The following is a 13,388-nucleotide window of genomic DNA, read 5'->3' as shown; positions in this document are numbered from 1 at the left end:
ACGATTAACGTTTTAAGCCTTCATTTAGTAAAGGACGCATGGTTTTAACCAGTTGAGTCGTCACTTTCGGGCTGCCAGCAACAATATTGCCTGAAATCATGTAGTTATGCGCACCCATGAAGTCGGTAACGGTACCGCCTGCTTCACGACAAATTAAGTCGCCTGCAGCGATATCCCATGGCTTTAAGCCAATTTCAAAGAAACCGTCTAAACGGCCTGCAGCAACGTAGGCTAAATCTAACGCAGCTGAACCGCCACGACGAATATCTGCACACAATGGGAACACTTCACTCAGAATAGCCATATAGCTTTCTGTGTGTTGGCGTGCTTTAAATGGAAAACCGGTGCCGATCATCGTATTGCTTAAATCATTGACATTGGTTACACGCATACGGAAATCATTGAGCTTAGCGCCTTTGCCGCGAACCGCTGAAAATAATTCTTCACGGACAGGATCGTAAATAACGGCAACTTCAATTTTGCCTTTATATTGAACTGCGATAGATACCGCAAAGTGAGGAATACCACGAACGAAGTTGTTAGTGCCATCCAAAGGATCAACTATCCAAACATAGTCTTTGTTTTCACCACGGTTTTCACCGTTTTCCTCACCAATGACGGTGTGGTCTGGATAAGATTTACGAATTTGATAAGTAATAGTTGCTTCTGCTTCCTTGTCCACACTAGTCACAAAATCATTAATACCTTTACTGCTTACCTCAACACGATCAAGCTCAGTATAGGCGCGCATAATAGTTTGGCCTGCGGCGCGTGCGGCGCGCGTGGCAATAGTCAGCATCGGATGCATTGCAATCCCCTGGATGTTAAAGAACGAGTAAAATAGCGCCCGCATTATACTTAATTTGACAGTTATATCAAATGCAGATTTTCATATAACGTAATTTTTAACGATTGTGTTAATATGTGGATAATATTTTTAGCTAAAAGAAAGTGCTACATGCTCAGTAATATTCGTGTTGTTTTAGTTGGTACCTCGCACCCTGGTAATATTGGCTCTACTGCTAGAGCAATGAAAACCATGGGCTTATCAAATTTATATCTTGCAGAGCCGAGAGCTGAGCCTGATGGACAATCGATAGCGCTGGCTGCAGGTGCGTCAGATATTCTTAAAAACCTGACTCGAGTTGATTCGTTAGAAGAAGCAATAGCCGATTGTAGCTTAGTGATTGCCACTAGCGCGCGCAGTCGTACCCTTGATTGGCCGATGCTTGATCCTCGTGAAGCCGGTTTAAAACTGAATCAAGAAAGCTTAAATGGCCCTGTTGCCATTGTATTTGGCCGTGAAAATCATGGCTTAAGTAATGAAGAGTTACAAAAATGTACTTATCACGTGGCTATTCCAGCAAACCCAGAATATAGCTCGTTAAACTTAGCGCAAGCAGTACAAATTATTTGTTATGAAACCCGAGTCGCGCACCTAGCGCAAACTGAAACTCCAGCAGTGACGGATGAATATCCATTAACCTCTGATCTGGAACGTTTCTTCGTCCATTTAGAGTCAACGTTGTCTAAAACTGGTTTTGTGATTAAAAATCATCCTGGACAAGTTATGACTAAACTACGTCGTTTATACACTCGTGCGCGTATTGAAGCACCAGAGATGAATATTCTACGGGGTATTTTGACTTCTATTGATAAGAAAGTGGATAAATAAGATTAAGCAGTAAAGGAACACATCATGGTCGTCATCGCTAGGCTAAAAGAAGATATTGAATCGATTTATCATCGAGATCCTGCCGCAAACAGTACCTTAGAGATAATATTTAATTATCCCGGTATGCATGCTATTTGGATCCACCGTATTAGTCATAAACTGTGGATCGCCAACTGGCGCTTTACCGCTAGGTGTTTATCGACATTTTCCCGTTGGTTAACGGGTGTTGAAATTCATCCAGGAGCGACGATTGGTCGCCGTTTCTTTATTGACCATGGCATGGGTGTCGTTATCGGTGAAACAGCTGAAATTGGTGATGATTGTACGCTTTATCATAGCGTTACTTTGGGAGGGACCACCTGGCAGCCAGGTAAACGTCATCCCACCTTAGGCAATAATGTGGTTATTGGTGCAGGGGCCAAAGTCCTTGGACCTATCACTATGCATGATGGTGCTCGTGTTGGTTCAAATTCTGTCGTTGTTAAGGATGTCGCCAGTGATCATACTGTTGTGGGCATACCCGGGCGAGTGGTGTCTTCACCGACCAACCAGTCAACAGAAAAAACTGAACGTCGCACCGAAATAGCTAAAAAGTACGGCTTTGATGCGTACGCAGTATCACCCGATAACCCCGACCCAGTGGCTAATGCCATAGGGCAAATGCTTGACCACATGCATTTAATGGACTCTAAAGTAGAAGAACTGTGTAATGCCATTCAACTTATGGGTGGTGAAGTGTGTACTAAAAAGTTGCCAGAATTAAACGTTGATGCGTTCGATGACGTTTCTCGAGAAGCTGCCACAAATCGTAAACAAGATATTGATAAGTTCGACCCGAGTATTTAAAAATCATTAAGTCATTGTAGATTCATGTCAAACAATTGGCCGATAATGCGATTAATTGCCTTATCGGCATTGAATCTTCCAAGATAAAAAGGTTAAATACCTTCTGCGAAAATATGGAACTTTTTGTGATAAGAAATGCCATGATATCCGAGTGCGTTAGTCATATTAATACCCGAGTGTTTTAGTAGGATTAATACTTGACTAAATTACTCGGGTATGTTCAAATTACTGCATACTTTTTGGGAGCAGTACAAGTTATGAAACTTACATCAAAAGGTCGCTATGCAGTGACAGCTATGCTGGATGTTGCGATTCACTCTGCTACTGGCCCCGTGCCTTTAGCCGATATTTCTGAAAGACAAGGTATCTCTTTGTCTTATCTTGAACAACTCTTCGCAAAGTTACGTAAACATGGTTTGGTGTCGAGTTTTCGTGGGCCCGGTGGTGGTTATCGTCTAGGTCTAGAAGCCAACGATATCTCAATTGGTATGGTCGTGCATGCTGTTGATGAATCTGTAGACGCCACTCGTTGTCAAGGAAAAGGTAACTGCCAAAGTGGTACTCGTTGCCTAACCCATTCTTTATGGGGTGACTTAAGTAAACAAATTTCAGAGTTTTTAGACAGTATTTCGCTTGCGGGTTTAATGCAAAAACGAGACGTTCAATTTATCTCGTTAAAGCAAGACGAAATACAAAAGGAACATAGATTGAGTTTGTAACTCCCTATGTTGATTGATAAATCATTATTATTTGTACGTTGTATGTAGCCTCATCTGAGACTGCTGAGTACGGAGTGTATTATGAAGCTTCCTATCTATTTAGATTATGCCGCCACAACCCCTGTCGATCCGCGTGTCGCAGAAAAAATGATGCAACACATGACAATGGACGGTGTGTTTGGTAATCCAGCATCGCGTTCACATCGTTATGGTTGGCAAGCTGAAGAGGCGGTTGATGTCGCCCGTAATCAAATTGCTGATTTAATCAATGCTGATCATCGTGAAATTGTGTTTACCTCAGGTGCGACAGAATCGAGTAACCTTGCGATTAAAGGTATTGCCCACTTTTATCATAAAAAGGGCAAGCACATCATCACTAGTAAAACTGAACATAAAGCAACCTTAGATACTTGCAGACAGTTAGAACGTGAAGGTTATGAAGTCAGTTATCTTGTTCCCGATGCTAACGGCATTATCCCAATGGAACGTTTAGCAGCGGCGATGCGCGATGACACAATTTTAGTCAGTATTATGCATGTTAACAACGAAATTGGTGTCATACATGATATCGATGCCATTGGTGAATTATGCCGTTCAAAAGGTATCTTTTTCCACATGGATGCTGCGCAAAGTGCGGGTAAACTTCCGATTGACGTGCAAACGACCAAAGTAGATTTAATTTCGATTTCTGGCCATAAAATGTATGGACCAAAAGGTATCGGTGCACTTTATGTTCGCCGTAAGCCACGTATTCGTCTTGAATCGCAAATGCACGGTGGTGGACACGAACGCGGTATGCGTAGTGGCACATTAGCAACGCATCAAATCGTAGGCTTAGGTGAGGCAGCCGCTGTTGCTAAACAAGACATGGCCGCTGATAGCGCACGTATTACCCATCTTCGTGACAAGTTGTGGAACGGTATTAAACATATCGAAGAAACCTATATCAACGGTGATATGGAACAACGCTACAGTGGTATTTTTAACGTAAGTTTCAACTTTGTTGAAGGCGAGTCGTTAATGATGGCCTTAAAAGACTTAGCGGTTTCTTCAGGTTCAGCCTGTACTTCAGCAAGTTTAGAGCCAAGCTACGTATTACGTGCATTGGGTTTAAATGATGAAATGGCACATAGCTCAATTCGTTTCTCTATTGGTCGCTTTACTACCGATGAAGAAATTGACCACTCTATTAAAACGATAAATGAATCTATTGATAAGTTACGCGAAATGTCTCCGTTATGGGAGATGTTCAAAGATGGTATCGATTTGGACCAAGTTCAATGGGCACAACACTAATTTAATCTCATTAAATGAGCGTAATACCATTAATCGTAAACTAATAACGACACAGATTTTGGAGTACTATCATGGCTTATAGCGAAAAAGTAATCGATCATTATGAAAACCCACGTAACGTAGGTTCATTTGATAAGAACGATCCATCAATAGTAACGGGTATGGTTGGTGCGCCAGCCTGTGGTGATGTAATGAAGTTGCAACTTAAAATTAATGCAGACGGCATTATTGAAGATGCAAAATTCAAAACATATGGGTGCGGCAGCGCAATTGCATCTAGCTCATTAGTAACAGAATGGGTTAAAGGTAAAAGTGTTGATGAAGCCGCGACCATTAAAAATGCCGACATCGCTGAAGAGTTAGCATTGCCGCCGGTTAAAATTCATTGCTCAATTTTGGCAGAAGATGCCATTAAAGCAGCAATTGAAGAGTATAAAAGCAAACAAGCTAAGTAATACCTGGAGTTAAGATGGCAATTTCAATGACCCCCGCTGCTGCTGATCGAGTTAGATCGTTTCTTGCTAATCGCGGGGAAGGCCTTGGCTTGCGCCTTGGGTTGAGAACATCAGGTTGTTCAGGTATGGCATACGTCATTGAGTTCGTTGACGAACTCAATGACGATGATGAACTTTATAATATCGAGGGTGTGAATATCATCATCGATGCTAAAAGCTTTATTTATTTGCAAGGTATTGAACTTGATTTTGTCAAAGAAGGCCTAAATGAAGGTTTTCAGTTCAATAATCCTAACGCAAAGGGTGAATGTGGTTGTGGTGAAAGTTTCACCGTTTAACGATTATTTACCTATTAAGCCGTTTATATCAAACAGTAAGCATGATATCTGCCCATGAATTATTTCGATCTGTTTAATGTTGTACCTGCCTTTGATATCGATACCGCCTTACTTGCAGAGCGCTACCGCGAACTGCAACGGGCGGTCCATCCCGATAAATTCGCTAATGATACCGAGCAACAAAAGCGCTTGTCAGTTCAGCGTACAGCACAAGTTAATGATGGTTATCAAACGTTAAAAAATCCCTTACGCCGTGCTGAACACATGTTGAGCTTACGCGGAATTGAATTAAGTCACGAAACCACCACATTGAAAGATGGTGCATTTTTGATGCAGCAAATGGAGTGGCGTGAAGCGCTTGAAGACATCGCGCATAACAGTGACCCGCAGCCATCAATTGATGAACTGTATGAATCGTTTGGTGAGTTTGAGTCTGTCCTCTCTGCTAAATTAGCGACGTTATTGGTCAGTGATGATAATGCAGATGCATTATTAGCGGCAGATCAAATTCGTAAGCTAAAGTTTATGGCAAAATTACATGATGAGTTAGCCCGGATTGAAGATGGCTTGCTCGACTGAATTCCCCAAAATTCTAAACCTTATTTATGATTAGCTCGACTAATCGATAACATAACAAGTTGGAACACTATGGCACTGTTGCAAATTGCAGAACCTGGCCAAAGCGCCGCACCGCACCAGCATCGTCTTGCGGTTGGGATTGATCTAGGTACCACCAACTCACTTGTTGCTGCGGTAAGAAGTGCTCAAGCATTGACCTTGCCTGATGAGCAAGGACGTCATTCGTTGCCTTCTGTGGTGCATTATGCTGATACCCGTGTGTTAGTGGGCTATGAGGCTCAAGAACAATCGGCTTTAGATCCACAAAATACTATCATTTCTATTAAGCGTTTTATGGGACGTAGCCTTACTGATATTCAGTCTGGTGTACATCGATTACCTTACGCATTACACGCAAGTGAAAACGGCTTACCGGTGTTTTCTACTCCTATGGGGCATGTTAATCCGATCCAAGTGTCTGCCGAAATTTTAAAACCGCTTATTGCGCGAGCAGAAACGACATTAGGTGGCGAATTAGAAGGCTTGGTCATTACCGTGCCGGCATATTTTGATGATGCACAGCGCCAAGGTACCAAAGATGCGGTAGAGTTGTTGGGTGTTAAAGTATTACGTTTACTGAACGAACCGACAGCCGCTGCCATTGCTTATGGGCTAGATTCAAAGCAAGAAGGCGTGATTGCCATTTACGATTTAGGCGGAGGCACTTTTGATATCTCTGTTCTTCGTTTAAGTCGTGGTGTATTTGAAGTGTTAGCCACTGGCGGTGATTCAGCTCTAGGTGGTGATGATTTTGATCATTTATTAGTGAGTCATTTACAACAAGAGTGGCAAATAACCGAGCCAGGCAGTCAATTAGCGCGTCAATTACTCATTGAAGCTCGCCGAGTTAAAGAAGCGTTGACCGACAGTGAAAGCGTTGAAGCCTTGGTCACTATTGGCGAAAAAACATTAACCTGCATTGTGGATAAAAGCTTATTTAACACGTTAATTGGCACGTTGGTGAAAAAAACCATAGGTAGCTGCCGCCGTACTTTGCGCGATGCTGACGTGAGTGTGGATGAAGTCATTGAAACCGTCATGGTGGGTGGTTCAACTCGCGTGCCTTTAGTGCGTGAACAAGTTGAAGCTTTCTTTAAAAAAACACCATTGACCTCAATTGATCCTGATCGTGTTGTTGCCATAGGTGCAGCTATTCAGGCTGATATTCTTGTTGGTAATAAGCCCGAATCAGACTTGTTACTGTTAGATGTGATCCCATTATCGCTGGGCGTTGAAACCATGGGCGGCTTGGTTGAAAAAGTGGTCACTCGTAATACCACCATCCCCGTTGCACGTGCGCAGGAGTTTACCACCTTTAAAGATGGCCAAACGGCAATGGTATTCCATGTGGTGCAGGGCGAACGCGAGCTTGTTGATGACTGCCGTTCTTTGGCGCGCTTTACCCTACACGGTATTCCGCCATTAGCGGCAGGTGCTGCGCATATCCGAGTGACATACCAAGTGGATGCTGATGGCTTGCTCAGCGTGACCGCGATGGAGAAATCCACCGGAGTTAATACTTCTATCCAAGTGAAACCATCATTTGGTTTATCGGATACTGAAATAGCGACCATGCTTAAAGATTCGATGAAGTATGCTAAAGAAGACATTACTCGTCGTATGCTGGCAGAGCAAAAAGTGGAAGCGGCGCGGGTGATTGAATCACTTAATGCTGCTTTGGCTAAAGATGCTGCTTTACTAGATGAGCAAGAACGCGAACAGTTAGTGGTTGCGATGGCACAACTTGATACAGTAGCACAACAAGACGATATTGATGCCATTGAAAAAGCGATTGCAAATCTCGATGACAAAACCCAAGATTTTGCGTCAAGACGTATGGATAATTCTATTAGAGCGGCGCTAAAAGGGCAGTCGGTCGACAACATATAGGTGAAATGATGCCACAGTTAGTATTTTTACCCCATCAAGAACTTTGTCCAGACGGCGCAGTACTTGAAGCCGAAGTCGGTGAGACCATTTTAAACGTAGCCTTACGTAACGGTATTCATATTGAACATGCGTGCGAAAAATCATGTGCTTGTACTACATGCCATGTCATTGTTCGCGATGGCTTTGACCAGCTTGACGAAAGTGATGAGTTAGAAGATGACATGCTTGATAAAGCATGGGGATTAGAACCTGAAAGTCGTTTATCTTGCCAAGCTAAAGTTGTGGATTGCGATATGATTATTGATATCCCGAAATACACGGTCAATATGGTCAGCGAAGGGTAGTCTTTGCCGGAGTGTTAACCCATCAACAGCCCTATTTATAGCGGGTAATTGATCACAAAAAAAGAGTCAATCTACTAAGATTGGCTCTTTTTTTATCGGTGGTTATTGCCGATATTCATTTTACATAAACTTAGCGTATATATGCGAAATGCTTATTTTTGAGCACTTTGTTGAGCACTCTGTGGACATCGTAATACTGTCTAAAAACTTGCAGATTAAGATTAATGTTCACCTATGAGCATAAATTGCGCCATGTTAATATAAATGACCCAATCGAGTGATGAAATATCACTGAGAAAGCGGATAAGGCTAGGAATATACTCTTAAATTACGTATAATTTGCAAAATTTTTTATACTTGCTCACATTAAGGAAGCTCGTTATGGCGATCGAACGCACATTTTCTATTATCAAGCCAGATGCAGTTGCTAACAACCACATTGGCGCAATTTATAACCGTTTTGAAACGGCTGGTCTTAAGATCATCGCGTCTAAAATGGTACACCTATCTAAAGAACAAGCTGAAGGTTTCTACGCTGAACACAGCGCACGTCCTTTCTTTGGCGCTTTAGTTTCTTTCATGACTTCTGGTCCTGTAATGGTTCAAGTGTTAGAAGGCGAAAACGCTGTTCTAGCTAACCGTGAAATCATGGGCGCAACTAACCCAGCTGAAGCTGCTCGTGGCACATTACGTGGTGATTACGCTGCCAGCATCGACGAAAATGCTGTTCACGGTTCAGATGCTGTTGAATCAGCAGCTCGTGAAATTGCTTACTTCTTCAGCGCAGATGAAGTGTGCCCACGCACTCGTTAATTGTTGCTGTAAGTTGATCATAAAAGGAGCTTAGGCTCCTTTTTTGTGTTCGCTTCGCTAATATCTATTTTTATCTTTATTAATTCCTATATCTAATTTATACCAATTTTTTCACTATATTATCAGTGCAGAGTTTTGTTCTTTTTGATCATCACACCGTAAAACTGGCATTATTCCTATTTAGATCAAAGTAGCAGAACGCTAGGGTGTGTGAGATATAGTGTAAACATGCTGTTAATATTCCTTATGATTGGTCAAGGGTATTATTAACAGAATGGGGCAATATTTTTCTCGTGTTATTGATGAATAGTTATAAGTGAAAACACTTTTTATTAACATTTATGTTGCAAAGTGTGGTATTAAAATCTATTAAATATGATGCAGTTCTCAGTCTAAATACCCCGTGAGCTAAATCCAATACCGTTCATTAAATTGATTGTTATTTACGCATGTCACCCTATGTTGTTAGCCTAGTATTATCACTTTCTTGAATAAAAACCCTTAAATGATTGCTATTGAGTTATTTTTTGAATAAATAATCAATAATTTCGAAATGTCATTCTGGTTGTTTTTACGGCAATCAATAAGGTTTTTTTAAATATTAAAATTTATTTTATTAATACATCTTCCTATTTTGCGTTGCAATACGGTTAAATATGGGTGGGTTATGTTTAATTTGGTTTTACAATTTGTTTTGTTCTTGACTTCATCTTGTTAGTTGTCATATGTTTATTAATATTTATAATATTAATAAACATATATTACAAGTTAACTTACTGGTTATTATCATTAAAGCAAAAGTCAAACTATTGATTGGGCCAATTGTTAAACTTAATGTTGTTCACTTGTTGCCCGTGTTGACTAAAGGTTTTTAATTCATTAATAATGCTTCTCGATAATTGGTTTTGTTAAATTCAATCAATTGTTTAATATAAATATAAAAATTATAAATTACTTGTATTCATTTTATATAAGTTATAGGGAAGTTATTCATGAGTTCAGTAACATTAACTGCTAAGGCTATTCGTCGTAGTCTACTGGCTGTTGCAACAACCAGTGTCGTTACAACAAGTTTATTCTCTTCAGCTGTGGTTTCAGCAGAAGAACAAGTTCAGAAAGTGGAAAGAATTGCAGTAACGGGGTCACGTATTAAGCGTGCCGATATGGAAACTGCGAGTCCGGTTAGTGTCATTGATGCGTCATCAATTGTGTCTTCTGGCGCAACATCTATTGATGATGTTTTACAACAAATGACCTCTACCGGTGGCGCGATGACTAACGCTGCCGTGAACAATGGCTCTCAAGGTAACTCTAGTATTAACCTTCGTGGTTTAGGAACGAGTCGTACACTCGTATTAGTCAACGGCCGCCGTATGATTGCTTCTGGAACGGGGCCCGCGTCCACAGTGGATTTGAATACTATTCCAGTATCAATGATCCAACGTGTTGAAGTATTAAAAGATGGCGCTTCAGCTGTTTACGGTACCGATGCCATTGCTGGCGTAGTAAACATTATTTTAAAACGTGATTTCGACGGTTTTGAAATGAATGCTCAAACCGGTATGAGTGGTCAAGGCGACGCAGACGAAACGAGCATAGATTTTACTCTTGGTAACACGTTTGATAAAGGTAATGTGGTTATTAACGCGCAGTACACTAAACGTGGTGATGCAAGCCAAGCAGACCGTGATTTTTCAGATTGCCCAATCTCTGAAACCGGCGCGGCAGGTAGCAAAACATTATATTGTGGTGGTAGCTCATATAGTCAAGGAGGTCATGTTTGGGGTGATCAGAACTTTAACATCACTCCTTCAGGCGCAGACGATGCTTATGCTGTTGGTGACTCAGGATATTACGGTCAGTATGTAGCTGATGACAAGGGTGAGCCAGAGTTTGAGTATTTTGATGGTAAATCTGAAGCTGATGTAAGTGGTCGTGATGGCGCTTTCCATGATTTTACTAGTGATGACAAATATAACTATGCCAAAGACAGCTATTTGTCTACGCCAATGGAACGCATTAACTTAAGTTTTGCTGGCTCATATGATTTGTCTGACAATATTACGTTCTTCTCTGAAGCTATGTATTCTAAGCGTTGGTCAGAACAGCAAATGGCACCACAACCTATTTGGAACAGCGCTGCATGGGCATACAAGCCTAAGTCTGCTGGTGGTTTCATGACTGATGACTTACTTCCTTGGGTTCAAGATGGTGAAGAACTGAGTTATGGCCGTCGTATGGTTGAATCTGGTACCCGTGACTTTAGTCAAGTAGTTGATACGGTTCGTGTCGTTATCGGTTTAGAAGGCATGTTCGACAACGGTTGGACTTGGGATGCTTCATACAACAAAGGTAAAAACGATTCAGTCGATACCCTTGCAAATCTGCATAACATAGGTTCTATTAACGATGCTGTATTAGCGGGCACTTTTGATCCGTTTTTAGAGTCATCTTGGAAAGGTGAGAGCATTGAACCGTTCGTCTATACTGAAGTTAACAGTGGTGGTAGTGAATTAGATATTATTGCGGCAACACTTACCGGTGATATCGTTGATTTACCTGCTGGTATTCTAGGGTTTGCTGCTGGTTATGAGAACCGTAAAGAGTCCGCTCATTTCACCCCTGATTCATTAACGGCGCAAGGTCTTGCTAATGACCCTCGCGTTGAAGCTACAGCGGGTGATTTTAGTGTAAACGAAGTATATGCAGAATTGGCGATTCCATTGTTAAGCGATTTACCTTTTGCACAACAAGTTGATTTGAGCGCTGCAATGCGTTATTTCGATTACAATACTTTTGGTGATGACACTACTTGGAAGTTAGGCTTAACATGGCGCATGACAGATGATTTAATGTTCCGTGGTGGCCGTTCAACTGCGTTCCGCGCTCCTACTGTAGATGAGTTATTTGGTGGTAAATCGCCATCATTTAATCAAATAGTTCACCCTGCTTCAGAGCAAAGCCAAGCAGAAGTGACTGTGGGGGGTAATGAGTTGTTAACGCCAGAAGAAGCAGATATTACCACTGCTGGTTTGGTGTATTCACCTAGCTTTGTCGATGGGCTATCGTTAACGTTTGATTATTACGATATTGCTATCACGAACACGATTACCGCAGTTGATTCTAATTATGTGGCTAATCAATGTTTAGACGCAAGTGGAGTAACCATTAATACCGATACTGCATTATGCCAAGCTTCAAATATTGAAATCGACGCGACAGGTCGTATTAAGTTTGATAACGGTTTACAAAACGTTGGTGCAACCAACACGTCTGGTTATGATATCAACGTAGCGTATGCCTTCGAGGCAGTAGGGTTAAGCTGGAAAGCAAACCTAGATACGTCGATTTTAGAAACCTATGAAGAATTTGACCCAGATGGTAATGCAGTCGATTACCGTGGCTTTGTAACGGGTAACGCAGGTGGCTTTGCTAAAATCAAAACCAACCTTGATCTAACGGCAAGTGGTGATGATTGGAGTGCGACATACGAAATTCGTTATATTGATGGTATGGATTCATTTGCTTGTAAAGATGATACCTCTGCTTGTTATGCACCTTCTGTAGATAGCATTGTTTATCATGACCTTTCAGGTTCTTATGATCTAACCAGTACGGTTCGTTTATCTGGTGGTGTGAACAACCTCTTTGATAAAGAGCCTCCTTATTACACCGGTAACTTAGATTCAAATACCGATCCATATACTTATGACGTATTAGGTCGTTACTTCTTCGTTCGTGCAAGCGTGAAGTTCTAATTTAACATTTATTGTTAATGTAAAAAGCCGGCTAATTATTAGCCGGCTTTTTGTTTTGCATTGAATAAGACATAAGTAAATGGAATGGCTAAGACACGGCTCTAATGGTTTAGGTGTAACTCATGTCGATGTTTGAGAAGGTATTTTTGCTTAAGATTAATCAGTACAACATTGTTCTATTGGGCCGGCAATTAAGTTTGGTGGTTCTATGTTCATATCACAATCAGAACAAAGCTGATAAATATTTATCTCAAGTTACTAAAAAGCACCTCTGCGTCTTAATTTTATTGATGATTTTGGGTCCGGAAATGGTTCAAGTGTTAGCCGGCGAAAACGCTGCTCTAGCTAATCGTGAAATCATAGGGGCAACTCATCCCGCTGAGGCTGCTCGTGGCACTTTACGTGGCACATTACGTGGAAATATGCTGCAAGTATCGACGTTAACGCCGTTCACGGTTCTGATGCAGTTGAATCAGCAGCATTTGAAATTGCTTACTGCTTCAGCGCAGATAAAGTGTGCACTCTTAATTGTGCTGTCAGTTAATCAAAAAGGAGCATTATCTCCTTGCTTGTTTTTTGTGCTTTGATAGCTTAGCTATTTACGTTGCTGAATGGTTAGTCAATCCTGTTATTTAA

Annotated in this window: 12 protein-coding genes and 1 pseudogene; 12 read left to right on the top strand and 1 reads right to left on the bottom strand. The window is 41.3% G+C overall.

All coding sequences use genetic code 11. The features are described 5' to 3' along the window. Positions 1–4 precede the first annotated feature (4 nt). Positions 5–808, bottom strand: a complete 804-nt coding sequence (gene suhB / locus AAEZ02_RS04525; protein WP_101032106.1) for an inositol-1-monophosphatase — start codon at positions 806–808, stop codon at positions 5–7. A 150-nt stretch (positions 809–958) separates the two neighbouring features. Here suhB and trmJ point away from each other — a divergent pair, with 150 nt between their 5' ends. From trmJ to AAEZ02_RS23720, 12 genes and pseudogenes are all read left to right on the top strand, one after another. Continuing rightward, positions 959–1,675 carry a tRNA (cytosine(32)/uridine(32)-2'-O)-methyltransferase TrmJ gene (trmJ, locus tag AAEZ02_RS04520; RefSeq protein ID WP_101032105.1) on the top strand — a complete coding sequence of 239 codons (717 nt, stop codon included), beginning with the start codon at positions 959–961 and terminating at the stop codon, positions 1,673–1,675. A 24-nt stretch (positions 1,676–1,699) separates the two neighbouring features. Further along, positions 1,700–2,521, top strand: a complete 822-nt coding sequence (gene cysE / locus AAEZ02_RS04515) for a serine O-acetyltransferase (RefSeq protein ID WP_101032104.1) — start codon at positions 1,700–1,702, stop codon at positions 2,519–2,521. A 257-nt stretch (positions 2,522–2,778) separates the two neighbouring features. Continuing rightward, positions 2,779–3,240 (top strand): Fe-S cluster assembly transcriptional regulator IscR, encoded by a 462-nt coding sequence (iscR, locus tag AAEZ02_RS04510; RefSeq protein WP_124011768.1) that lies wholly within the window; start codon positions 2,779–2,781, stop codon positions 3,238–3,240. 81 nt (positions 3,241–3,321) lie between these two features. Continuing rightward, on the top strand, positions 3,322–4,536 hold the full coding sequence (locus tag AAEZ02_RS04505; protein ID WP_124011767.1) for an IscS subfamily cysteine desulfurase: 1,215 nt from the start codon (positions 3,322–3,324) through the stop codon (positions 4,534–4,536). Between the two features lie 71 nt (positions 4,537–4,607). Then, positions 4,608–4,991, top strand: a complete 384-nt coding sequence (gene iscU / locus AAEZ02_RS04500) for a Fe-S cluster assembly scaffold IscU (protein ID WP_101032101.1) — start codon at positions 4,608–4,610, stop codon at positions 4,989–4,991. Positions 4,992–5,005: 14 nt separating this feature from the next. Then, the gene (gene iscA, locus AAEZ02_RS04495; RefSeq protein WP_101032100.1) at positions 5,006–5,329 is read left to right on the top strand and encodes an iron-sulfur cluster assembly protein IscA; all 324 of its coding nucleotides are present in this window, start codon (positions 5,006–5,008) and stop codon (positions 5,327–5,329) included. Between the two features lie 54 nt (positions 5,330–5,383). Then, on the top strand, positions 5,384–5,908 hold the full coding sequence (gene hscB, locus AAEZ02_RS04490) for a co-chaperone HscB (protein WP_124011766.1): 525 nt from the start codon (positions 5,384–5,386) through the stop codon (positions 5,906–5,908). Positions 5,909–5,977: 69 nt separating this feature from the next. Continuing rightward, on the top strand, positions 5,978–7,837 hold the full coding sequence (gene hscA / locus AAEZ02_RS04485) for a Fe-S protein assembly chaperone HscA (RefSeq protein WP_124011765.1): 1,860 nt from the start codon (positions 5,978–5,980) through the stop codon (positions 7,835–7,837). Positions 7,838–7,845: 8 nt separating this feature from the next. Continuing rightward, entirely contained in the window at positions 7,846–8,181 is a 336-nt protein-coding gene (gene fdx, locus AAEZ02_RS04480; RefSeq protein WP_101032097.1) for an ISC system 2Fe-2S type ferredoxin, read from the top strand. Positions 8,182–8,562: 381 nt separating this feature from the next. Beyond that, a complete protein-coding gene (gene ndk, locus AAEZ02_RS04475) occupies positions 8,563–8,994 on the top strand; it encodes a nucleoside-diphosphate kinase (protein WP_124011764.1) in 432 nt (143 codons plus the stop codon). Positions 8,995–9,986: 992 nt separating this feature from the next. Then, positions 9,987–12,752, top strand: a complete 2,766-nt coding sequence (locus AAEZ02_RS04470) for a TonB-dependent receptor (protein ID WP_124011763.1) — start codon at positions 9,987–9,989, stop codon at positions 12,750–12,752. Between the two features lie 278 nt (positions 12,753–13,030). After that, positions 13,031–13,296 (top strand): annotated as a pseudogene (locus tag AAEZ02_RS23720) (nucleoside-diphosphate kinase); the annotation flags it as partial. Positions 13,297–13,388: the final 92 nt, after the last annotated feature.

Origin of the sequence: Shewanella sp. T24-MNA-CIBAN-0130, from assembly GCF_040310185.1 — a bacterium.
GTDB classification, from domain to species: Bacteria; Pseudomonadota; Gammaproteobacteria; order Enterobacterales; family Shewanellaceae; genus Shewanella; species Shewanella psychromarinicola.
The sequence above is the reverse complement of the archived record's forward strand: the minus strand, read 5'-3'. Positions and strand labels throughout refer to the sequence as shown.

Coding starts and splice junctions, on each gene's coding strand:
- suhB (WP_101032106.1), bottom strand. CDS start 808: ATGCATCCGATGCTGACTATTGCCACGCGCGCCGCACGCGCCGCAGGC.
- trmJ (WP_101032105.1), top strand. CDS start 959: ATGCTCAGTAATATTCGTGTTGTTTTAGTTGGTACCTCGCACCCTGGT.
- cysE (WP_101032104.1), top strand. CDS start 1,700: ATGGTCGTCATCGCTAGGCTAAAAGAAGATATTGAATCGATTTATCAT.
- iscR (WP_124011768.1), top strand. CDS start 2,779: ATGAAACTTACATCAAAAGGTCGCTATGCAGTGACAGCTATGCTGGAT.
- AAEZ02_RS04505 (WP_124011767.1), top strand. CDS start 3,322: ATGAAGCTTCCTATCTATTTAGATTATGCCGCCACAACCCCTGTCGAT.
- iscU (WP_101032101.1), top strand. CDS start 4,608: ATGGCTTATAGCGAAAAAGTAATCGATCATTATGAAAACCCACGTAAC.
- iscA (WP_101032100.1), top strand. CDS start 5,006: ATGGCAATTTCAATGACCCCCGCTGCTGCTGATCGAGTTAGATCGTTT.
- hscB (WP_124011766.1), top strand. CDS start 5,384: ATGAATTATTTCGATCTGTTTAATGTTGTACCTGCCTTTGATATCGAT.
- hscA (WP_124011765.1), top strand. CDS start 5,978: ATGGCACTGTTGCAAATTGCAGAACCTGGCCAAAGCGCCGCACCGCAC.
- fdx (WP_101032097.1), top strand. CDS start 7,846: ATGCCACAGTTAGTATTTTTACCCCATCAAGAACTTTGTCCAGACGGC.
- ndk (WP_124011764.1), top strand. CDS start 8,563: ATGGCGATCGAACGCACATTTTCTATTATCAAGCCAGATGCAGTTGCT.
- AAEZ02_RS04470 (WP_124011763.1), top strand. CDS start 9,987: ATGAGTTCAGTAACATTAACTGCTAAGGCTATTCGTCGTAGTCTACTG.